Consider the following 23,325-nt stretch of genomic DNA (forward strand, 5'->3'; position numbering starts at 1 on the left):
TCAGTCAGAGCTCTTAAACCTTTAAAATTGATTTTTAAAATTAATTCACTTTAAACCTTTAAAAAATTCAACCATGAAAAAATTTTTATTTTTATTTGTAGCTGTTGTTTTTGCAGTATCTTCTGCATTTGCACAGGTAAACAATTCGAATGTCAACCAGACAGGTTGGCTGAACACTGCTGGCGTAACTCAGGTTGGCTGGTTTAATAGCAGTGATGTGGATCAACTTGGACTATGGAATGGTGCAACTGTTGATCAAACAGGGCTTGCTAATTACTCAAGCATCGATCAGTTTCTTGTTGGAAACAGTGCTGATGTAACTCAGGATGGTGCTTTTAATGGTTCTTACGTTGATCAGGTAGGCTTTTTTAATTCTGCTGTTGTTGATCAAATGGGACTTGGTAACATGTCAGGAATTATGCAGATGGGAATGTTTAATTCTGCTGCTGTAAGTCAGTATGGTCTTTTCAATATGTCTAATGTTTTGCAGTATGGATTTTTAAATTCGGCAGGTGTAACTCAATTGGGATTAGCAAACTATTCTTCTGTTTTGCAAGGGAATCATGCAAATACTGCAAGTGTGCTTCAGTGGGGTGCATTTAATAACAGTGATGTATATCAAATGGGTGCTCACAGTAGTGCAATGGTAAGTCAATTTGGCATGTATAATTCTGCTTCTATTTCTCAAATGTACACTTATATGTCAACTGCAGAAATTCTACAAGTAGGTAGAGCAAATAGAGCAAGTACAATGCAAAGAGGTGGAGCTTTCAATTCTGCTTACATTAATCAGTGGGGATATCGTAATTTAGCTTCTACTCTACAATTAGGCGGTCGTTTCAATAATGCGGCTATTACTCAGTTGAGAGCATTTAATAGAGCTACTGCTACACAAATAGGTGGTTATTCCAATAATGCTATGATTCATCAGAATGGTTATTTTAACAGAGCTTCAACTTTCCAAAGAGGTGGAGTGGATAATGATGCTTCTATAGATCAAAACGGTTGGGCTAATGGCGCAAGAACTGTTCAAGTTGGCGGCGATCATAATGATGCTAAAACAACTCAAATGGGAGCACGTAACTGGGCATTTGTTGAGCAGATTGGTGAGTCTAAAGGTAAAGTAAATGTACTGCAGGATGGTTACAGAAACTTTGCTGATGTAACTCAGAAGTTTGGTAGTAAAGACAAAGCTACAGTGAAGCAATTTGGTGATCATCAAACAGCTTATGTTTCTCAATTGTGGGGTACTAAGAATAAAGCAAAAGTTGTTCAGAAAGATCATGGTAATACTGCGATCGTTGACCAAATTGGTGGAACAATGAATAGTGCTGATGTATTTCAAAAAGGTGAGCATAACTTTGCATTTGTTGGACAATTTGGCGGATCTGGTTCTGACGCAGCTGTTGAGCAAAGAGGTGATAATAACCGTGGATGGGTTTTCCAGGTTGATCAGGAAGAAAGTTTAGCAGATATCCTTCAGGAAGGTGATCGTAACGTTGCAGTAATCGGTCAGATTGATGGAGCTAGAAATAGTGCAACAATTATTCAAACTGGTGATGATAACACAGGTTTAACCTATCAGTTTGGTGACGATAATACTTCATTCCTTGAGCAGGTTGGTAATAGTCATTTTGGTTTAGTTATTCAGGATGGTAATGATAACTTCGCTGTAACTCAGCAAGGAAATGCAGGAACTATCTTTGTAACTCCATAATTACAAAATATTTAATAGAAAAAAATTCCCGCTTCGGCGGGATTTTTTTCCTCCAATAGTTTTCACAAACCTTTCTATGTCTGTAATTATTCGAAAATATTTATGGTTTGCTCTGTTCGTATTTTGCTTCGGTAATCTAGTAGGACAAAATTATAATGTTGAAGATCAGATTCTAAACCAATTAAATTACGGTGCTGTTGATGCTATAAATGCTGAAACCAAAGTTTTGGCAATCCAATCAGGAAATGAGAACGAATTGATACTTCATCAATTTAGTCAGAAACAGTTGGTCATTATTCAGCAAGTAGGAATGGAGAACTTGATTAAGGCAATACAAAAAGGAGAATCTAATCTCTTGAAAATATTACAATCAGGTGATAGAAACCTTGTTGAATCCTTACTTCAAGGGGAAAACATTTCCACTAGCGTTCATCAATATGGTGATAACAATTCATTGCAACAAGAAGTTATTGGGAATAATAAGAGCTTTGAAATTACTCAGGCTGGTAATGACAACCAATTAGAGATTGATTCAGGATTGGCAAATAACGGAATGATCGTAAATCAGGTTGGAACTGGTATGAATGTAATAATAAAAAGTGGTTTGTGAATACAGAGCAGGTTTAATTTGATGGGATGTCCTTCTACGGGCATCCCTTTTTTTTAAGATAATTTAGGGAATAGGTACTTTTTTTTGAAGTTATTATAGTAATTTAACGGACTCCGTATTGGTTCGTTGCTAAATATTAAATAAATTTAGATTTACAATATCAAAGCTAATTAGGAATGTATGCAAGACTCACTGTTTCGGTTGTTATGTGCTTTGTTTTAAATACTGTAGGGGTTATGGGACAATTGCCTGTTAAAGCCTTGATTGTAATGGAAAGTGAGGTTCAGAGTTACTTGTTAAAGGCAAATGTTCAAAATGTTGGGCATAGTTCTTTAACATTAAGATATATTTTTGAGGTGACAAAAAAAGGTCATGCAGGAGACACCAAAACCATCCAGAAAGGAATCTTTACCATTTTAGATAAGAGCATTTCTACTCTTTCTGAATCAAGAATAAATCTTAGCAAAGCTGATAAGTTAATAGCTAAATTGTTAATTTATCAGGATAATCTGATTGTTGCTCAAGATTCGGTTGTTTTACAAGGAGATAATTATTAATTTAAAAAAAATAAAATTGACAATATATATGCGACAATTCTACCTACTCTTCAGGCATTTTATTTTACTGTGTCTGCCTTTAATTATTTTTTCTTGTAATGAAAGTACTGTTGATCCGGAATTGTTTGGTTCGATAAGTGGTACTGTTAAAACTTCTGAAGAAGCTGGGAGTTTGCCAATGGAAGGAGTTACTATTACAACTAATCCTGGAACTACATCCGTGACAACTAACTCAGATGGATCTTTCAATCTGAGTGAGGTTAATGTAGGTGATGTAACTGTCAATGCTAAAAAAGAAGGCTATACTGCCGTAAGTATACCCGTTAAGGTTCAGGAAGGAAAAGAATTGGTTATGCAGGTGATTATGGGAATTGCTCCCCTTGATTCAAAAATTCCTGATGATATAACATATGTTTCACCATTGGATATACAGGATGATGAAACTAAACTTCCAAACAAAGTAAATCTAGTTTGGAGGAATGGGGAAACGGAAAAGGGTGATACTTTACGTTTTGATGTGATTTTATATGAAGGTGCAGATGATGCGGAAGGAACAAAAGTTGTGTCGAATATTTTAGATACAACTTACATGGTAAAAAACTTAAAGTTTGAAACAACTTACCTTTGGAAAGTTGTGGCCAGAAATAAACAATTGGATGAAGTTGAAGGGAAGAAATGGCGATTTACAATAGAAGATTATCCTAATAATGGGTATTTGTTTGTTAAAGATACTCTTGGAAGTAGGGATATTTACTCGTGGGATTTAGCAGAAAATCATCTGGTTCGGTTAACTAAGGATGGTGGTGATGAGATTAATCCTAGGATTTCACCCAATTTAAAGATGATTGCATATTCGTCGAATTCGGAAGATGGAAAGTATCATATTTACACCATGGATACTAAAGGCAAGAATGTTTTTCAGGTAACCAATAATTTTCCTGTTGAAGGAAATAACAATAAAGGAAATGGTTTTGTCTGGTCTCCTGATGGAGAGAAAATCCTTTATGGAAATAAAGGAGGTTTGTATACTGTTAATTTTAATGGTACGGGAGAAAGTACTAAAATTGATAATGCTCCGGTAAATCGCCATTTTACAGATTGTGACTGGACAGATCAATTTGATCATCATACAAAGGAGAAAATTGCAGTTCTTACGCAAGGAGAGATGCCGTATGATAATGAAATTTATCTAATGGATCCGAATGGATCTAATTTGTTTTTATTGGTAGACAATTTGGAAGGAACAATTTCGAGTCCGCACTTTTCGCCGGATGGCACAAAAGTAATTTTTTCTTTGGATTCATTGAATGAATATGATAATGGCAGGCAATTAAATGCCAAAATTTATTCTGTAAATATTGATGGAACTAATTTTGTGGATTTATCAGGTGATGACAAACCTGCGGGGACAAATGATCTTCAGGCTAGATATACTGATACTGGAGGGAAGATTGTATTTATGAATGTTTTAAATACTGATAAAGGAACAAAGAGTATTTGGATTATGGATCCGGATGGAAGCAACCGGGAAAAGATCATCTCTAATGGAGAGATGCCTGATTTGTACAATCCTTAGAGTATTAAAATTTAAATAGAGTTTGATTTTTAAAGCATACCGACATAAAAAAAGCTTTCCAATTTTGGAAAGCTTTTATATTTTTTGGAAAGAGGTAAATTAGAATCTTCTTTCTTTGATTCTTGCTTTTTTACCTGTAAGTGCACGTAGATAGAAAATTCTTGCTCTTCTAACACGACCTCTTTTGTTCACTTCAATTTTATCGATGAATGGAGAACAAAGTGGAATAATTCTTTCAACACCTACGTTACCAGACATTTTTCTGATTGTGAAAGTTTTAGTTGTGCCAGTACCTTTAATCTGAATAACAACACCTCTAAAAACCTGGATTCTTTCTTTGTTTCCCTCTTTAATTTTGTAAGAAACACTAATAGTATCCCCTGCTTTGAATTCAGGATTTTGAACACCTGTAGCGAAAGCTTCTTCTGCAATTTTAATTAAATCCATTGTCTTAATTTGTTAAAGTTCACGAACGCAATGTAAACATATTCATCTATTACCATGTCAGAGATTACGCACGAATTCGACGCGAAATTAATAAAAAAATCTATAAAAACATCCTAATAAAGTTATTTTTTCTTCCTGATTCCTGATTCATAAAAGAAATCAAATACTGATTGAATCTGTAAGTTATAATGGATTTTAAATAGTTGTTCATGCACAAAAAAAGGAACCTTTTAGGTTCCTTTTTTTGTGGTGTTTATTTGTTGATACTAATGAGCATTACCAACAACTTTAAGCTTGTCACCAGTTGTTTTTACAATTGTCTTGTAAAACTCTTCACTGTAACCTGGTTGATTAACTTTTGGATTTTGATTGTCCCCATCTTTTTCTTTGATGTTTCCATCCATAAATTTAGCAAAAAGGCAGCCATAAAAATCTTTCCATTCTGCAACAAGATTATTTCCTTGGTTACAAGAGAAATCTGTTAAAAATTCAATTGCTGTTGCTTTGTTCTTCTTAAACATTCCTTCAGCAGCAAGATCAATGATATTGGTGAAAGCAAGGTATTTAGTTTCTAAAGCCTTTTGTTTAGCTGCAATTTCGGGATGTATTACATTGTATCGGGTATAGGCAAAATTACTAACCTGATTGAATATCCAAAATGCAGATTTACTTGTGAAATCCATTATTTTTCCATTTCCAACGGCAAATGTTTCTGGAACTCTTGTAATTCCACAATATACCGGGAAATAAACTGATGAAGATGCATCATCAACACCAAACCAGTTAATTCCACCAACAGCATCAGGTAACCAGTTTCTGCTTTGAGCAACAAATGAGAAACCTGTTTGTTGAGTAGCGGTAGCACGTTCATTACAATATGTAACACCATCTACTTTCCAGGTTAAAGGTCTCCATCTGTATGGATTTCCGTAAGGACCAGCACCCATATCTTTTGACATATCTAAATCTGTACCTTCTAAATGATTTCTCATGAAATCCATTACTTCAAGTACATTGATTTTGTGATCCGGTTTAATCCATAAAGGCATTCTATTGGTAGCATAACCTTTATCGTCGTGTTCAATTTTGCCTTTGCAGTAGTCAAAATATTGATCCATTCCTTCTTTTACATCGTTAAAGAAAGACCATACTCTAATTTCACAAAATCTGGCACCACCAAAATCAACAGGAGCATAAGTGTCAGAAAAACTGAAATCTTTATTTTTTCCTTCTTTAGGATAGTATCCTTTTTCTTTTGCAAATGAAATAACATCTTTTGCATAAACATTTTGAACTTCAGGATTGAAAATCTTATCCATTTTATCAGAAGAGATAGACGTTTTACCTTCTAATGGGAAAGTAGTGATTCTTGCTTGATTAGCGTGACCACTAACATATCCGTCAGGAATCATACGAGCTACCCAAACTGCACCTTTTTCGCCATTACCTTTGCCAATCAACTCTAAAATCCAAACTTCGTTAGCATCAGAAATTGAGAAAGACTCTCCTGAACTGTAATATCCGTAGGTTTCAACCAACTCGGTCATTACTTTAATCGCTTCACGCGCGCTTTTTGATCTCTGAAGAGACAGGTAGATAAGACTTCCGTAATCAATTACAGCTCCCTCTTGAGATCCTAATTCTGAGCGACCTCCGTAAGTAGTTTCTCCAATGGCCACCTGAAATTCATTCATGTTACCAACTACAGAATATGTATGAGGGATTTGTGGAATTTTACCAAGTAATTTTCCTGTATCCCATTCGTAAACGTCAATCATTGTTCCTTCCGGCCAATCTGCAGCCGGACGAAAATATAGTTCTCCGTATAATACATGCGAATCCGCTGCATATGAAATCATATTAGAACCATCAGTGGAAGCTCCACGGGTTATTAGGTAATTAGTACATGCTCTGGCACTTGGAGTTGAAAAAGCAGACACCAACATTAGAAGAGCAGCAACTACAAAAATCTTTTTCATGTTTAACTATTTTAAATGTATTCAATACTGAATTAAACCGTTTTCGGTCGTACAAAAATAGAAAAAAATCAGTAGATAAAAATGATAAAAGTCCTGATTTATCGGTCTTTTGATCGTGTTTGAAATGGATATGTTATATGCTGAAGTTTTATGAAATATATAAATTGAATTACCAGATGAAATTACTTGTGAATATTTTCTGGTTTTGAACTTGATCTGTCACCTTTATTTGTAATTGATGGTTTTTATTCGGAGCTAATCTTTTGTGATCAAAAACATAAAATAAAAGATCATTTTTAGCGTCATATTCAAATAGCACCCATTTACCATCAATTGATCCTTCGTATGATTTTATCCCTGAAAGCTCATCTTTGATAGTAAATCTGATTGATTTCTGTCCCTTAAGGGATTTAAGGTTAAAATTGGTAATTGGTTTAATCGTAGGAGAAATGGTGTCTGCGCTCACCGCAAATTCTCCAAAATATCTCGATTTCGTTTTTACTGAAGAATCGAAATAAATTCCCCCTTCGTTGATTATTTCTCCTTTTTTATCTATTCGGACTATAAGAAGCTTATCGGATTTTCCTTTAGGAATTGATTTTGGCTTTATTGATATCGTATAATAATTGTGTACGGGAATGTTTTCATTGCAGATGTAATGAATATCCGAAAGATAGTTTGAATTCTGTTCGTATGAATAGGTAAAAGGAATGTTTGAATAGAAACTATTCTTTGGAAATTTCACTTCTATATTTTCTTTTTTGAAAGTGTTCTCTTTTTCATAGTTCATTAGCTCATCAAAATCACCTTTCGGAAAAATCTTTTCAATTTCGTTTCCCGTTGCATAAACCCGAAGACTGCTTTTATTTAGATTTGCATCGGAAACAAAAAAGTCAATTTTGTAACCAGTACCCTTTTTAAATTGAAAGATCCCATTGTCTTTCATTTTCGAATAAATGCTAAGTTGATTATTCGGCTCTTTAAAAGTTTTATGAATGCGTTTGTTATAAGATACATTTAGTTCGTAATCAAGGTGACTGTTGATATAAGTTGATTCGTCAAAAGAGAACTCTTCAAAAGAATAACTTGAGATTAATGTGTCATTTATTTTCATTTTCATGTCGAAAATGCCGCACTTTCCCCATGTATTATCCATATAGTCATTTGTTTCAAGAGCAAAACCAATATTTCCTAATAATTTAAGTTTAGGATCGCCTTTTAAATGAAATGCTTTGTTGTAAAAAGTAACCGGAAAACTTTGTCTGCTGTTTAAACCATTTACATTGCTTGCAGAATCGAGAGGGTAGGCATAAAAATTGAATATTTTTGGAGGAGTAGTATCCTTTATTTTGAAACCAAAAAGTAACGGATTAAGCGGATGTTCAGATTTCGTATCTCTTATTTCGAAATGCAAATGCGGACCGGCAGATGAACCTGTATTTCCTGAAAATGCAATTACAGTACCTTTTTTAATCTGTATTTCATTATTCTTGAGATTTAAATCAAATTCGAAAGTGTTGTTTTGATATTGGTATGACTTGACAAATTCTTCAATATCCTTGTTGAAGTGATCGAGATGTGCGAAAACAGAGGTGTAACCATTTGGATGATCGATATAAATTGCTTTTCCATAACCTCCTGAGGATATTTTGATTCTGCTCACGAAACCATCAGCAACCGCATATACTTTTTTACCAGTTGTAAATGTTCTGATATCGATACCGGAATGAAAGTGATTGTTACGGAGTTCTGCAAAGTTACCTGATAATGTTATGTCAAAATCAACGGGTGAGCGAAAATAATTTTGAGGGAATATTATACTCTGAGAGTATATTTGTTTAGAAAATAAAAATAGTAGTGATAATAGTGTGAGAATGGTGTATGTTCTGGTTATCTTCATATTATAAATGCTGGTTTTGTGAAAGGATTATCAAAACTACAAAAAAACCTATTTTTTCTGAAATGATTTACAAAATACAAACTAATATATTTGATAATCTTCTCAGCAATGTTAATTTTGTAAAAGAAAAATTTTAATGATGGATCAAGAGCCAAACGAAGTACTGAATAGTTTAAAAGGACAAATTTCGGAACTTATTTTGTTGTACCGGAAATCTAAACAGGAGAAAGAATCTTTAATTCATGAGAAACTGGAGCTTATGGAAAAGGTTGAAATCCTGAAAAGGGAAAGGGAAGAACTCGACCATCAATACAATACATTAAAGTTAGCCAAAACATTTGCTGCGAATAGCGGCGATTCGCAGGAAGCTAAGGTTAAAATTAACCGAATTGTGCGGGAGATTGATAAATGTATTGCTCTTTTAAACAGGTAGAATTTGTTTATGGACGAAAAACTTTCAATAAGAGTTAATGTAGCGGATCGGTTTTATCCTTTGAAGATAGATCGTAATCAGGAAGAGGTTATCCGAAAAGCTGCAAAAATGATTAATGAAAAAGTATTGCAATACAAACAACGATATAAAGATAAAGATACTCAGGATTTTTTAGCAATGGCTTCGTTACAGTATGTGATTAAGGTTATTGAAGCTGAAAATAAAACTGATGTTTCCCCGGTTCTTGAAGAGGTCAAGGCAATGGAGCAGGAGTTAAGAGAATTTTTAGATAAAGAGTAGTTTACATTCTTAGTAGGAAAGTTGTAACCCGCATTATTTCTTAAGCTGATCGCAATTTTAATGTTTTGTAGTCATTTTTCCTGTATCTTATGGTGAGACGGGGGAGGACTATTGAATGTTATTATTGTAAGCCTGAGTGATAGTGCGGGTTGCATTTTATATATATAATAATACTGACTTAATATTCTATGATATGATTGAAATAATAATAGGGTCCATTGCTTTTGTTGGTGGTGGCATCGTTTCTTACTTTGTTTTGCAAAAGACACTTAAAGCCAGGAGCAGCTCAATAATTAGGGATGCACAATCGGAAGCAGAAGTGATCAAAAAAGATAAGATTCTTCAGGCAAAAGAGAAATTTTTCCAATTAAAAACAGAGCATGAGAAACAAATCAACTCAAGAAATAATAAATTACTTGCAGCTGAGACGAAATACAAACAAAGGGAAAATGCTTTAAATCAACGAATAGATGAATTTCAGCGCAAAAAGAAAGAGGTTGATATCGTTCGTGAGAATTTGACCGTTCAAATTGATTTGGTAGAACGAAAATCTGATGAGTTGGAGAAGGCAAAAAAGCAGCAAATCGAGCAGTTGGAAAAGATTTCAGGCTTGTCCGGCGAAGAAGCTAAAACTCAGTTGATCGATTCTATGCGTGATGTAGCGAAAACCGAGGCCATGTCTTACGTGAACGAAATCATGGAAGAGGCTAAGATGACAGCTAATATGGAGGCTAAAAAAGTGGTTGTGAAAACGATTCAGCGGGTAGCTACTGAAACTGCGATTGAAAATTCAGTTACAATTTTCCATATCGAATCGGATGAAATAAAAGGTAGAATTATTGGTCGGGAAGGTCGGAACATTCGTGCCTTGGAAGCGGCTACCGGTATTGAAATAATTGTTGATGATACTCCTGAAGCCATTGTTCTTTCTGGTTTTGATCCTGTACGACGTGAGATTGCCAGACTGGCTTTACACCAATTGGTAACCGATGGCCGTATTCACCCGGCAAGAATTGAAGAAGTTGTTAATAAGGTTCGTAAGCAGATTGAAGAAGAAATTATCGAAACTGGAAAACGTACTGCAATTGATTTGGGTGTTCATGGATTGCATCCTGAATTGATTCGTTTGGTTGGTAAAATGAAGTATCGTTCATCTTACGGACAAAATTTACTGCAGCACTCCAGAGAAACAGCTAATCTTTGTGCAATCATGGCAACTGAGCTTGGATTGAATGCAAAAAGAGCAAAACGTGCCGGTCTGTTGCATGATATTGGAAAGGTGCCGGATGAAGAGCCTGAATTGCCACATGCAATTTTGGGTATGAAATTGGCCGAAAAATACAAAGAGAAGCCGGATATCTGTAATGCTATCGGTGCTCACCACGACGAAATTGAAATGACATCGATGATCTCTCCGATTATTCAAGCTTGTGATGCTATTTCAGGTGCACGTCCTGGAGCAAGACGGGAAATTGTAGAGTCATATATCAAGAGATTGAAGGATCTTGAGAATTTGGCATTGTCGCATCCTGGTGTGCTTAAAACATATGCTATTCAGGCAGGTAGAGAATTGAGAGTAATTGTTGGCAGCGATAAAGTTTCTGACAAAGAAGCTGAAACATTGTCTTTGGATATTGCCCAGAAAATTCAGGATGAAATGACCTATCCGGGTCAGGTGAAGATTACTGTAATTAGAGAAACAAGAGCGATTAATTACGCGAAGTAATAAAGTATAAAATAGTGAAAAAGCCTGTTTCTTAATGAAACGGGCTTTTTTTATATGGAGCGAAATAATTCTTTGAAATTGGGTATGAAACTATTTAGGTTCAGTTTTTTGTACACATTAATTTCATGTTGAACCAATCTTTTAATCATACTTGTGTTGGATGCTAATTTATAGAACTGGGCTTTGTTTACAATGTTTTTAGCTTTGATAATATATTGTAGATCCTTCCGTCCAAAAACGGTTCCTTTATCAATAGGATTGATGTAAAAAAGAATTGAATTGGTATTTTCTGTATTTGATTTGGCAGATGATTCGTCTTTATAACACAGAAAAACACTGCCCGGAAGATTTATTCCATATACGGGAATGTTTAGTTCCTGAGCAATACCGGCATAAATAATTGCAATTATTATATAATTACCATGCTTTTGTGATAATACAGTACTGATATCACCATCCCAGTTTGTGGGTTGATTTGGAGAGAGAGCCTGATAGTTATATATGTTGTAGAAAAAATGATTTAGAATCTTAATTTTTTCCAGTGCGGTAAGATTATCGTTTATTTCTAAGCTTACATCGTCTTTTATTTTCTGGATACTTTTTCGGATAGGATCTATTAACAGGTTTGGATTGTAACTCTTATTTACAAGAATAGCACCATCTATTAAATTCGGGTTTTCATTTGAACTCCATTCAATAAGCTCTCTCTTAACGGTCTTAAACTGAATTTTGTTGATTACCATTTCCAGTCTTTCCTGAAAGATAGGATTCTTAGATTCCAGCCAGAAATCTTCCAGTTGTGGGATCGTACTAACCGGTAACTCTATCAGTTCTTTTTCGACACTTTTATGAATTTCTTTATCTGGATCGTCTAGTAAGGATAATAGAGCTTCTAACTTATTCTTATTCATGATAACAGGTTTTGTCCTCACTAAATATAGTAAAACCCGCAAGGAAAAGCAATCCTGCGGGTTAAATCTTTGATAGTAAGGGAAAAAGCTATTTACTTAGTCGATCTAAAACGGTCTGAATTAGTTTTTTTATCGTTGGATGATAATCTTTACTGGCATCCTTAGTAATTCTATTCGCAATTATTGCACAAACGGCAACCGACTCATGCCCTAACATTGCAGAAAGCCCGAATATTGCAGAACTTTCCATTTCGTAATTGGTGATCTTCTCTCCTTTGTATTCGAATTTTTCGATTTTATCATTCAAATCAGGATCCAAAGTCTGAAGGCGAAGAACTCTGCCTTGAGGTCCGTAAAATCCGTTTGCTGAAATAGTAACACCTCTTGTCATGTCGTCACCATCTATAATGTCCAACAGACTTTTTGAGGCAGGAACAACATAGGGAGAAGCTAGTTTTTGATCCCAATTCACATACTTCTTAAATGCATCTTCGAAATCCAATTCGGATACAGAATCTCTGTCGGCATAAAAATTCAGCATCCCGTCAAAACCTATCGATTTGTTTGACAGCAGAAAGGAATCAACAGGAATATTTCCCTGTAAAGCTCCGGAAGTTCCAATTCTAACCAAATTTAAAGTGGAATGTTCTTTTTTAGGTGTTCGTGTTTCCAAATCGATATTTACCAAAGCATCTAATTCGTTCACTACGATATCTATGTTGTCGGTACCAATTCCTGTTGAAAGAACAGAAAACCTTTTTCCTTTATAGCTTCCGGTTTTTGTTACAAACTCGCGGTTTGATATCGTACATTCCACACTGTCAAAATAACTTGCAACTAACTCAACACGTCCGGGATCTCCAACGAGAATTACTGTGTCAGCAAGATGTTCCGGTTTAAGGTGTAAGTGAAAAACACTTCCGTCAGGATTTATTATTAATTCTGATGATTTTATTTTTTCCATGATTTTTAAAATTTACAAGAGTAAAGAGCCGAAAATATGTAAAAAAATTCAATCTGCAAACTAACTAAATAGTTTCTTTTGATAAGAGATGTGATTTTCAAAATTACGATTGCAATATTCTTCTAAATCTGACATAATTGTAGTACATTTAACGGGAATTAGAAATATAATTGAAATACAAAATCATGAAGAAGCAACCTTATTTTTTAATTGTTCTAGGTATATTGGCCGTTATTTTGATCCTATCAGGATCAAGTATGTTTGTTACATTGCAACCGGGTGAGCGTGGAGTTATTTTCCGTAAATTTTCCGGGGGATTAGATAAAGAGCATGTTGCTCAGCCTGGTTTCCATATTATTGCTCCTTGGAATAAAATGAATGTTTATGTAGTTCGTGAACAGAAAAGTGAAGAAACCATGGATGTTTTGGATAAAAGTGGTTTGTCGCTGAATATTGATGTGTCTGTTCGATTTAATCCTGAGTACGAGAAAATTGGATATTTGCATGAGGTTTTTGGAAAGGACTATATTAATCAACTTGTAATTCCAGAGGTTCGTTCTTCGGTTAGACAGGTTGCAGGAAGGTACAATGCAGAAGAAATTTATTCTACAAGAAGAAAAGAGGTGGAAGATGCAATTATTCAGGAAACTTCATTAATTCTGCATAAGAATAACATTCAAATGAAAGCCTTGTTGATTCGTTCCATAAATCTTCCGGCAAAAATAAAAACGGCTATTGAAAGTAAATTGCAGCAGGAGCAAGAGGCTTTAGCCTATCAGTTTAGATTGGATAAAGAAAAAAGTGAGGCGGAAAGAAAACGTATCGCCGCAGATGGTGAAGCTGTTGCCAATAAGATTATCAACAGTAGTTTAACTGATGCCCTTTTGAAAATGCGTGGTATAGAAGCTACCATTAAACTTTCTGAATCTCCAAATGCTAAAGTGGTAGTTATTGGAAGTGGAAAAAATGGAATGCCATTAATTCTAGGAAATAACTAAGGTATTTAATTAAGATATTCATAACCGCTTGATTCGTCAAGCGGTTTTTTTGTTGTTCGTATGCGAACAGCATTGTTCCGTAAACGTTCAGTTTATTTTCGTTCGAAAAACATTAAGTGTCTGTAAGTTAGTTAATATTGTTCTGTTGGCATAAAATGTGATGGTAGGGTGGGGAATTAACCACATTTTTTTGCTAAACCCCTATATGTTTACTACCACCATGAAGAGAGTGCTGTTACTGTTTTGCCTGATTACAATCGTATTCGCTTTGCCCGCACACGGCTTAGCACCCAAAAAAGAACTTACTGCTGTTCGAGTTACAACTAAACCTGTGATTGATGGAAATCTTACTGATGAAGTTTGGAAAGGCATTCCGATTGCCACTAATTTTATTCAGTTTGAGCCATCGAATGGTAAACCTTCCAATTTTAAAACTGAAGCGAAATTTATCTATACCGATCATTCCATTATTGTTGGTGTGATGATGTACGATAACAATCCTGATGGAATTCTTAAAGAATTAAGTAAGCGGGATGATCTGAATAATACTGACTTTTTATCTTTGGTAATTGACCCTTTTAATACTGGACTGGATGCTTTTGAATTTATTGTAACTCCGGCAGGAGTGCAGTGGGACGCTAAAGTTGTTAAGGGGAACGAAGATTCAAGCTGGAATGCTGTTTGGAATAGTGCTGTCATTATTAATGAAAAAGGCTGGAGTACCGAAATGGAGATACCTTACTCCGCATTGCGCTTTCCTGCCAAAGAAATTCAGGAGTGGGGAATTAATATTGTTCGAAACATTCAGAGTGTACGTGAAAAAGTTACATGGAATTTTATTGATAAAGAAGAAGATGGCTGGGTAAGTCAGAGTGGTGTTCTGAAAGGAATTGAGAATGTGCATCCTCCGGTTCGCCTGTCATTTACACCTTATTTTTCCACTTATTTCGACAAATCTTCCGATAAATCGGCAGTTGATGTGAATTACCGGGGAGGAATGGATTTAAAGTATGGAATCAACGAAAGTTACACCTTGGATATGATGCTGATTCCCGATTTTGGGCAGGTGCAGTCGGATGACGAAATTCTGAATTTATCGCCCTTTGAGGTTAAATTTGATGAGAACAGACAGTTCTTTACCGAGGCCACGGAGTTATTTGACCGGGGAGAGATTTTCTATTCGCGAAGAATTGGTGGTCGTCCTGTTTATATGGATGATGTAGAAGATCAGCTAAATGAGAATGAGGACATCACAGAAAATCCTATTGAGGCAAAAATTATTAATGCAACAAAAATTTCGGGCCGCAATACAAAGGGATTGGGAATTGGTGTTTTTAATGCGATGACTAAAAATACCTATGCCGAAGTTACCGATACCCTTACGGGAGATAGCAGAAAGGTTAAAACGCAGCCATTTTCGAATTACAATATGTTGGTGTTCGATCAGAGTTTAAAAAATGAGTCGTATATCAGTTTGTTTAATACGAATGTGTACATGCCTGAGTTGGATTATGTGGCGAATGTAAGTGGTACAGAGTTTGAATTTAGGAATAAAGAACGCTCGTATTGTTTAAAGGGCACGGGGATTGTTTCTGCACGGTTCGGCAAAGGGGAATCGGATGAAATCGGTCATTATCATGAGCTGGAGTTTGGTAGAATTAAGGGGAAATTTACCTGGGATTTTTACCACAGAATGATTTCGGATAAATACAATCCTAACGATATGGGGTATTTAAGCCGAAACAATCTAATCAATAATAACCTGGGGTTTTATTATAATAATTCAGAACCGAAAGGCAGTATTCTGGCACGAAATTGGAATTTACGATTTAATCATGAGGCAAGATATGCACCTGCAAGGTTTTCGCGCTTTACAATTTTTTATGATGCACATGTGAAATTTAAAAGTTATACCGATGTGGGTATTTATGGTAATTTCCGGCCATTGCATCAGTACGACTGGGATGAACCAAGAGTTGATGGATTAAAGCTGCGAAAAGGATCGTCGGCATTTGCAGGAGCTTGGATTTCAACGGATTACAGAAAGGCATTCGCCATTGATATTCGGGGTGAATACGGAAAAAGATTGTCAAACGATAATTTACAGGTGTTTGAATTTGAGATTGAACCACGTTATCGTTTTAGTGATCGTTTTGTGATGAGTTATCAGTTGGAGTGGGGAAGGAATTTGAATGATTTAGGTTATGTTGATGATGAAGAAATTAATGGCAAAACAACAGTTTACATCGGAGACAGAACTAATTCTTATTTGGAGAATAAGCTCACCGGAAGTTTTATTTTCAACAATAAAAGCTCGTTAAGTATGAAGGTAAGGCATTACTGGGCAAAAGCTGAATACAACAGCTTTCATACTTTGCGATCTGATGGGGGCTTAAATTCCACAGATTACAATGAGAACAACGACATCAATTTTAACAGCTTTACTATTGACATGGTGTACTCGTGGAGATTTGCTCCGGGAAGTGAATTAGCAGTAGTCTGGAAGAACACAATATTTAGCGAAGATGATAAAATTGCCCATCGTTTTGTGAATAATCTGAAGGATACATTTGATGAAACACAGTTTAACAGTCTGTCTGTTAAAGTGATTTATTATATCGACTACATGTCGTTAAAACGAAAAGGTTAATAGCCTGCTTAAATTTTGCAGATGTAACTTGCTGCAAAAGCTGATAGAAAATTTGCTTTGTGATTAAGGGGATTTCTGCAGGGCAAGAGTATTTTTTACTAGTGTGATTAGTTAGTTGTAAGTAATGATGGTAAAAAGCAGTAAACGAAAGTTTGCTGCTTTTGTATTTAAGTTTAAATTTGTACAAAAAAAATAGAAATACGATGATACAAAGAATTCAGTCTTTATACCTGTTTGGGAGTTTTATTTTAATTGCAGTGATGTTCTTTTTCCCCTTAGCGGAATTGGTAGATGCATCGGGTGCAGTATACCAATTTTTATACCGTGGAATTCCTGCTTTGCAGGAAGGAGAGCCTGCAGTTTTTAATGCCATGCCGGTTGCTATCTTGCTAAGCATTATTGCCTTAATTAGTTTCGTTACTATTTTCTTATTCAAGAAAAGAATGCTGCAGATTCGTTTAACTGTGTTCAATATGATTTGCATGATTGGTGCAATGGGATTGATCTATTACAGCATAAGCAGTCAGGCAAAAGAACTAAATGCCATTACAAGTTATAGTCTTATTAATGCATTCCCATTGATTGCATTGGTGCTAAGTTATTTGGCAATACGCGAAATTGGTAAAGATGAAGCTTTAATCCGCTCGATGGATCGGATACGGTAAGCGACCCAAAAATAAACAAACAAAACCGGCTTTTGAGCCGGTTTTGTTTGTTTATTCAGTGAACAGTTATCAGTAAATCTTAATTTGGTGAATTTCTCCCTTTCAGGGGAGATCCCGACAGGGAGAGGGGTGTTTCTGTCCCTATCTCAATTCGTCGAACTGAATGCCAGTTGGTGCGCTGATTGATGGATTTCTACCAGTCATACTTTTTGACCTTTGGACTTTTAGACCCTTCAAGACCTTTCCAGACTTTTTTTCAGGGGAGATCCCGACAGGGAGAGGGGTGTTTTTGTCTCGTCGAACTGAATACCAGTTGGTGCGCTGATTGATGGATTTCTACCAGTCATACTTTTCGACCTTTGACTTTTCGACCTTTGACTTTTTGACCTTTGACTTTTTGACCTTCGACTTTTAGACCCTTCAAGACCCTTCAAGACCTTTCCAGACCCTTTCAAGACTTTTCCTAACCTTTCGACTTTTTAATTTTCTCCTTGGTTTTCTTTTTCATTACCGAGTAGCCAAAACGACCGATTAGCTCTCCCAATTCGAAGTAGTGGCCGTGCGAGTAAACCAATGGTCCTGATTTGGCCAGCGAGAATTCCCCTTTTTCGTTGATGTACCGCTCGTCGGCTTGAACGTTTACCACCTCGGCCATAAACATGTCGTGCGAACCCAATTCTACTATTTTAGTCACCTTGCACTCAATGCTCAACGGCGATTCCTCGATAATGGGAGCAGAAATTTCTTTCGATTTACCGGGTGTTAGTTTCATTTCCTTGAATTTGTCGAAATCCTTGCCCGATTTTACACCGCACCAATCGGTGGCATAAGCCAAATCTTTTGTGGTAAGGTTGATCACAAATTCGCCGCTTTCTTTAATGATGTTGTAGGAGTGACGGTTCTTGCGAACAGATATGTAACACATGGCCGGATCGGAGCAAATAGTTCCTGTCCAGGCAATGGTGATGATGTTGTAATTTTCGGGCGTACTGCCACAGCTTACCATTACAGCAGGCAATGGGTAAACCATGGTTCCGGGTTTCCAGTGTTGTTTTGTCATACTTGTAGCGTTTTAGTGACGCAAAATTACAAATAACTGTTTCTTTACCGATAAGATGCACACAATTAATCCAAACAAATTCAAATTTCCTTACATTTGTTGCTCACAAACACAGGCAGGCCGATTGCTTTGCCGAAACAACAAAAACCATGAACAAGGATATTGAAAATATACTGGTAGACGCGCAAAAGTTCGAAAGTGAAGGGGATTTTCGTTCTGCCCTGGAGAAATACAAAGAGATTACGGAATTGGATAAAGACAATGCAGAAGCTCATTTTAAGGTAGGCGAAATGCACCACCAGTTGGGCGAGTTGCCAAAAGCCCTAAGCGCCTATATTCGGGTTACCGATCTGCTGCCAGATCATAAAAAAGCAAACGTAAAAATAGAGATGATCCAATCCATTATGAATTTTTTCAATCCCGATTTGTACAATCCTTAAACAGACAAGGATCTACGGAGTTTACAAAAGCCTAACAATTTGGATTGTTAGGCTTTTGTTGTATTAAAAAGTTAGACCTCTAGCTGTGTCAATGCCTCTATCTGCATTGAGTTTGTTTTCCCCGTTGTAGACAAATGCGTAGTGATCTTATTTAAAGTGTATTCTACTAAATATTGGATTTTATTTTAATTTAGATGTAAAGCATATTGTTTTATTTTTTCTTGTCAAGTAAAGCGATAAGTGATGTTCTTAAATGTGCACATTTATTTTTCACCTCTTCATCAGTACATTCGCTAATTTTATTAAGGTCGTTTAATGCATTTTTTCGTTTTGTTTCTAAAATCTTAATTTGTTCTGGTTTATTTTTGATGATCTCACAATCTTCTAACGAATACTTCAGACTGGCAATAATAGCGGTGAATTTTGGTTCTTTTGCGTATTGTGTGCCTTTGAAGTGGAAGTAAGCACTTCGAATGGAGAATAGGAGAGAGACGTTATTTATAATTTTTTCTCGAAAACCATGACTAAGACTACTGAATAAGTTAGCTGCAGTTATGTATAATACTTTATTCATTTTCCTATTTTCTATTTTTATAACATCAAATTCATTTCTAAATTCTTCTATTTTTGAGTTGAATTCATTTCTTGATTCTTCTATTTTTGACTCGAATTTACGCTGTAAGTTTTTAATTATATTTAAAGAAATAAGTCCAGCAAGTGATAATAATCCAACAACAATTAATGAAAATAGACCAGTTTGTGATCCCAGATAACTATTAAAAAATTTTTCCTCGATTTTATGGATCACTAGTTGACCGTCCAGTTTCTTGTTGTGTTCAAGTAAATTCTGATTGTATTTTTGTAACTCCTTATTAGTTGCTTCAAGTTTGCTTTGAGTTTTACTAATCGTTTCAATTTTTGTGTTTAAAACATTAATTAGGCTGTCGATTTTACTCTTTTCTTGTTTAATTGGTTTAGCTGTAGTACTGTAGGTAATTGCTACAAGTAGAATAAATATCAGTTTTTTCATTTGAGTTAAGATTAATATTGTTTAGAAGGAACAAAACTAACATCTCTACCTCACAGTACCAAAATTAAAGTAAATCATTTTAGCTTTTGCATTGAAATAGTCCACTGTTAAATATTTTACGGTTTTGAAACACCCAAGACTTCCCATCAAAACAAGAACGTTCAATTTAATCCTGAAAAGCGTAATCAATAGGAATAGGATATTGTCCACCAGACATTCAAAGTCCCCACCAAACACTCACGAACACTATCTTCACCACCCCAAAGCCCTGCCCGTAAAATTGGGGTGGCGTAGTTAACGGATTAAAAACCCAATTCGTACTGTTTTGGTGGGCATCTTAACCTGCTGTTTGCCCTGCCGGCAATTTTTGGAGCGGTGCCCGCACAAGTGTGAGCCTGCATCGCAATGTTGGTATTGAGGCTGGCAGTGGTGCAGGAGCACTTCGTAAAAGTATGGGGGAGGCTTGCAGGTTTGCCGGGGGGCAAAGCAAACTTGGTAAGTAGGCTGGCAATGCCGTGAGATGCAATTTATCTGTTTTGTTGAGGGCCTGTACTAATGCAGGGCCTGAAAGCAAAAGTGCCGGTAGGGCTCCAGGCAATGCAGGGCTGTTTCGTTTTGGGCTTAATTTGGATATCCGCAAAGGGAAATGGGAGTTTTTACTGTTTATTTTTAGTATAAATAAGAAATTGGTAGTTGTGTATGCTTATGTTTTACTGATGTTTCGAAAGGCTTGGGTGGTGGGCTTGACCTGATTGTTAAGTTATTTTGTGTGTGAAACAAAATAAATTTACTTACAGGCTTTTTTATTGAGTGATAAAATGATAATTTAGATAGCTGTAATATTAACGTAATATATATACTTCATGATTAAGTATCCTTTGTTTTACCGCATGCGCATAGCGGAATACCTAACTTTTACGGCTCGTGTTTACAGTTTAATAACAAATGCTGCTACAGACAGTGTTACTTTGGAGCCATTTAAAAGCAGAATCGAGAAATCGAAAGGCAGACTTGAGGAATCGGGCAAAAAAGTGAACACGCAGTTGTTAACTGTAAATGTGACCGAATGCGACAGCAGGAGAGATCAGGCAATGATTGCCTTTGCAACTTTTGCCGAAGCATGTTCGAAGCGTTTAAATCCTGTTGTTAGCGAGGCGGGCAAAGCAATTCTGAATGAAATAGAAAGTTATGGCAGTGGCATTACCCGTCGTCCGATGTTAGAGGAATCGGCTATTCTTACTGCTTTGTTTGCAAAAATAAAGAACAGTCCGTTTTTAAGCGGCTGTTTGCAAAACATGCTTGGAGAGCCATGGTTGGAAGAGCTTGAAAAATCGGAACAGGAATTTACCGAAGCGGTTGAGGCAAGAGGGAATGCGAAATTGGATCGGAACGAGGAAATTGGCGGTGAAATGTGTAAAGAAATCAGAAAAGAGTTTGAGACTTTCTTTAAATATTTAGATGTGATGTGTGATTTAAATACGGATGCTGCTTATGGGAAATTGGTGAAAGAAATAAACATTGTATCGGAAGAAACCAATGCACTTTTACTGCAGCGTGCAGGGCGGTCGGCTAAGGATGTTGTTGAAGAAATCAGCGCAGGCGAATAGTTTTTTTTTGTTTTATGGGTTAGATACCATTTTGGTATCTGGGGTTAGTACCGGAGGCATTCATTTGTTTCCGGTATTTTTTATGCCTTAAATCAATTGCGTCCTAAACGTTTTTTGAGAATAAGTATTAATTACTTCTTTTATAAAAACTTACAGTTCGTGATAATCTTAAGGGGTACAATTTAAGTTAGGTATTTGATTGGCATCTTTTTTAAAGAGCTTTCGTTTTAGTTCAAACCTTTAGTAAGACCGGGAAGCTGAGAACTTGTTCGAAGATCGCCCGTACGCACTTAGGTTTGAATTAAATAAGGAAGTTTTTTAAAAAGCAGCCTTGAATTTCTTTGCTTCGTTTCTTGTTTCAAGACAAGAAATGATGTCGGGTTTGGGCGGAAAGCCCAATTGTTAAAATCAATTAGGACAATATTGGTTTTAAATCAGTTGTATCAATGCTTTTTTTTAAGTTTGAAAATCTTTACCGGTTGCTCGATTCTCTCTCAATCAGTTTTACCGGCAATACAATGGTTTCCTGATGATTTCCGGTTTTGTTGGTGATAATGTCGAGCAGCAATTCGGTTGCTTTGGTGCCAACATCAAAACCCGATTGCTCAATGGTGGTTAGCGAAGGGCTGACATATTCGGAGAAGGGTTCGTTGCTGAATCCCACAACAGCCAGATCTTCAGGAATTCGAAGTCCTATTTCTTTGGCGTAAAGAATAATGCTGAGTGCCGAAATATCGTTGGCAGCAAATATGGCATCCGGACGTCTGGGCGAGTCCAGTAATTTTTTTGCGCACGCTTCGCCGTCTTCGCGGGTTAACAGGCTTTCAATAATCAGTTCTTCTTCAACTTCGAAATTGTGCTTGCGCAGTGCTTTTAAGTATCCCTGCAAACGGTTAATGTAAATGTTTAAATGCTGTGGCCCGCCAATGTGGGCAATTCGTTTGCATCCTTTCGAAATTAGGTGTTCGGCAGCAATAAAGCCGCCCTTAAAGTCATCAACCACCACCTGGCTGGTTTCCAGCTCGTCGCAAACCCGGTCGAAAAACACCAAGGGGATGTTTCTGTTGGTGAAGGTTTTGTAATGCTCAAAGTTTTCGGTGTTGATGGCTATCGATGAAATTACACCATCAACCCTGCTGGCAAAAAGAGTTTGCACACAATCGGCTTCTCTGGCTTCCTGATCGTTCGATTGACAAATAATAACATTGTAGCCTCTGGTTCGGGCCAATTCCTCGATACCGGTAATGGCCGAAGAAAAGAAGTACCTGCTGATTCGGGGAATAATAACACCAATTGTGTTTGTGCAACTGGTGCGCAAATTAGATGCCAGAGCATTGGGTTGGTAGCCCAGTTGCCTGGCCATGTCGCGAACGGCTTTTTTTGTTTTTTCGCTAATTCTGGAATTGTCGTTGAGAGCTCTGGATACGGTAGAACCAGATATATTTAAAGCTCTTGCGATATCGTGTATTGTTGTGTGACTCTCTTTTTTCATGTTCCGGTTATGTAGCTTGTAATCCAATACAAAGATGCATATTATTTTTACATTCGTGTAATAAAAGCGCAACAAAGGGTAATCGATTGCACAATTTAATTTGATTCGTTATTTTTTTTATTGATTAAAATAGTGTTGGTAATCAGTGTTTATTGGTGGTTTGATGCTTTGGTGCTGATTGTGTTTTTAGTTAAAAAAAAATAAAAACAGACAATCGATTGCACCAATCAATTACATTTTATTACTTTGCATGAGGCAGACAG

Annotated in this window: 20 protein-coding genes; 12 read left to right on the forward strand and 8 right to left on the reverse strand. The window is 36.2% G+C overall.

Annotated elements, in window-relative coordinates; all coding sequences use genetic code 11:
* Positions 1–73 precede the first annotated feature (73 nt).
* The 4 genes from GQR60_RS09425 to GQR60_RS09440 all read left to right on the forward strand — a co-directional run bounded on the left by GQR60_RS09425 (position 74) and on the right by GQR60_RS09440 (position 4,460).
* A complete protein-coding gene (locus GQR60_RS09425; protein WP_124992680.1) occupies positions 74–1,717 on the forward strand; it encodes a hypothetical protein in 1,644 nt (547 codons plus the stop codon).
* Positions 1,718–1,793: 76 nt separating this feature from the next.
* Positions 1,794–2,327, forward strand: coding sequence for a hypothetical protein (locus tag GQR60_RS09430; protein ID WP_124992681.1), 534 nt, complete (start codon positions 1,794–1,796; stop codon positions 2,325–2,327).
* 176 nt (positions 2,328–2,503) lie between these two features.
* Positions 2,504–2,884, forward strand: a complete 381-nt coding sequence (locus tag GQR60_RS09435) for a hypothetical protein (protein WP_124992682.1) — start codon at positions 2,504–2,506, stop codon at positions 2,882–2,884.
* Positions 2,885–2,912: 28 nt separating this feature from the next.
* Positions 2,913–4,460 (forward strand): carboxypeptidase regulatory-like domain-containing protein, encoded by a 1,548-nt coding sequence (locus GQR60_RS09440; protein WP_124992683.1) that lies wholly within the window; start codon positions 2,913–2,915, stop codon positions 4,458–4,460.
* A 99-nt stretch (positions 4,461–4,559) separates the two neighbouring features.
* Here GQR60_RS09440 and rplS read toward each other — a convergent pair whose 3' ends face one another.
* From rplS to GQR60_RS09455, 3 genes are all read right to left on the reverse strand, one after another.
* Positions 4,560–4,907 carry a 50S ribosomal protein L19 gene (gene rplS, locus GQR60_RS09445; RefSeq protein WP_124992684.1) on the reverse strand — a complete coding sequence of 116 codons (348 nt, stop codon included), beginning with the start codon at positions 4,905–4,907 and terminating at the stop codon, positions 4,560–4,562.
* Between the two features lie 266 nt (positions 4,908–5,173).
* Positions 5,174–6,886 carry a dipeptidase gene (locus GQR60_RS09450; RefSeq protein WP_124992685.1) on the reverse strand — a complete coding sequence of 571 codons (1,713 nt, stop codon included), beginning with the start codon at positions 6,884–6,886 and terminating at the stop codon, positions 5,174–5,176.
* 169 nt (positions 6,887–7,055) lie between these two features.
* Entirely contained in the window at positions 7,056–8,786 is a 1,731-nt protein-coding gene (locus GQR60_RS09455; protein ID WP_124992686.1) for a M23 family metallopeptidase, read from the reverse strand.
* Between the two features lie 136 nt (positions 8,787–8,922).
* On the opposite strand from GQR60_RS09455, the gene GQR60_RS09460 reads away from it, so the two are divergent.
* The 3 genes from GQR60_RS09460 to rny all read left to right on the forward strand — a co-directional run bounded on the left by GQR60_RS09460 (position 8,923) and on the right by rny (position 11,245).
* Complete coding sequence (locus GQR60_RS09460; protein WP_124992687.1) at positions 8,923–9,219, forward strand: hypothetical protein; 297 nt, start codon at positions 8,923–8,925, stop codon at positions 9,217–9,219.
* 9 nt (positions 9,220–9,228) lie between these two features.
* Entirely contained in the window at positions 9,229–9,519 is a 291-nt protein-coding gene (locus GQR60_RS09465) for a cell division protein ZapA (RefSeq protein WP_101308013.1), read from the forward strand.
* A 193-nt stretch (positions 9,520–9,712) separates the two neighbouring features.
* Positions 9,713–11,245: a ribonuclease Y gene (gene rny, locus GQR60_RS09470; RefSeq protein WP_101308012.1), complete on the forward strand. Its 1,533-nt coding sequence runs from the start codon at positions 9,713–9,715 to the stop codon at positions 11,243–11,245.
* Positions 11,246–11,295: 50 nt separating this feature from the next.
* On the opposite strand, the gene GQR60_RS09475 is transcribed toward rny, so the two are convergent.
* Positions 11,296–12,156, reverse strand: coding sequence for a transglutaminase family protein (locus GQR60_RS09475; protein ID WP_124992688.1), 861 nt, complete (start codon positions 12,154–12,156; stop codon positions 11,296–11,298).
* 88 nt (positions 12,157–12,244) lie between these two features.
* Positions 12,245–13,120, reverse strand: coding sequence for a nucleoside phosphorylase (locus tag GQR60_RS09480; RefSeq protein WP_101308010.1), 876 nt, complete (start codon positions 13,118–13,120; stop codon positions 12,245–12,247).
* Between the two features lie 185 nt (positions 13,121–13,305).
* Here GQR60_RS09480 and GQR60_RS09485 point away from each other — a divergent pair, with 185 nt between their 5' ends.
* The 3 genes from GQR60_RS09485 to GQR60_RS09495 all read left to right on the forward strand — a co-directional run bounded on the left by GQR60_RS09485 (position 13,306) and on the right by GQR60_RS09495 (position 17,433).
* A complete protein-coding gene (locus GQR60_RS09485) occupies positions 13,306–14,118 on the forward strand; it encodes a prohibitin family protein (RefSeq protein ID WP_124992689.1) in 813 nt (270 codons plus the stop codon).
* Between the two features lie 205 nt (positions 14,119–14,323).
* Positions 14,324–16,768 carry a DUF5916 domain-containing protein gene (locus tag GQR60_RS09490; protein ID WP_160463451.1) on the forward strand — a complete coding sequence of 815 codons (2,445 nt, stop codon included), beginning with the start codon at positions 14,324–14,326 and terminating at the stop codon, positions 16,766–16,768.
* Positions 16,769–16,971: 203 nt separating this feature from the next.
* Positions 16,972–17,433: a DUF4293 domain-containing protein gene (locus GQR60_RS09495; protein ID WP_124992691.1), complete on the forward strand. Its 462-nt coding sequence runs from the start codon at positions 16,972–16,974 to the stop codon at positions 17,431–17,433.
* Between the two features lie 463 nt (positions 17,434–17,896).
* Here GQR60_RS09495 and GQR60_RS09500 read toward each other — a convergent pair whose 3' ends face one another.
* Positions 17,897–18,493, reverse strand: coding sequence for a flavin reductase family protein (locus tag GQR60_RS09500; protein WP_124992692.1), 597 nt, complete (start codon positions 18,491–18,493; stop codon positions 17,897–17,899).
* Between the two features lie 149 nt (positions 18,494–18,642).
* Between GQR60_RS09500 and GQR60_RS09505 the strand changes: the two genes are divergently transcribed.
* Positions 18,643–18,933: a tetratricopeptide repeat protein gene (locus GQR60_RS09505; RefSeq protein WP_124992693.1), complete on the forward strand. Its 291-nt coding sequence runs from the start codon at positions 18,643–18,645 to the stop codon at positions 18,931–18,933.
* 211 nt (positions 18,934–19,144) lie between these two features.
* Here GQR60_RS09505 and GQR60_RS09510 read toward each other — a convergent pair whose 3' ends face one another.
* Positions 19,145–19,963 (reverse strand): hypothetical protein, encoded by an 819-nt coding sequence (locus tag GQR60_RS09510; protein ID WP_124992694.1) that lies wholly within the window; start codon positions 19,961–19,963, stop codon positions 19,145–19,147.
* 863 nt (positions 19,964–20,826) lie between these two features.
* On the opposite strand from GQR60_RS09510, the gene GQR60_RS09515 reads away from it, so the two are divergent.
* Complete coding sequence (locus GQR60_RS09515) at positions 20,827–21,570, forward strand: DUF6261 family protein (protein ID WP_124992695.1); 744 nt, start codon at positions 20,827–20,829, stop codon at positions 21,568–21,570.
* Between the two features lie 472 nt (positions 21,571–22,042).
* Here the strand turns inward: GQR60_RS09515 and GQR60_RS09520 are convergent, their stop codons facing one another.
* Positions 22,043–23,062 (reverse strand): LacI family DNA-binding transcriptional regulator, encoded by a 1,020-nt coding sequence (locus GQR60_RS09520; RefSeq protein WP_124992696.1) that lies wholly within the window; start codon positions 23,060–23,062, stop codon positions 22,043–22,045.
* Between the last annotated feature and the right edge of the window lie 263 nt (positions 23,063–23,325).

Origin of the sequence: Labilibaculum euxinicum (assembly GCF_009795715.1) — a bacterium.
Lineage (GTDB): Bacteria > Bacteroidota > Bacteroidia > Bacteroidales > Marinifilaceae > Labilibaculum > Labilibaculum euxinus.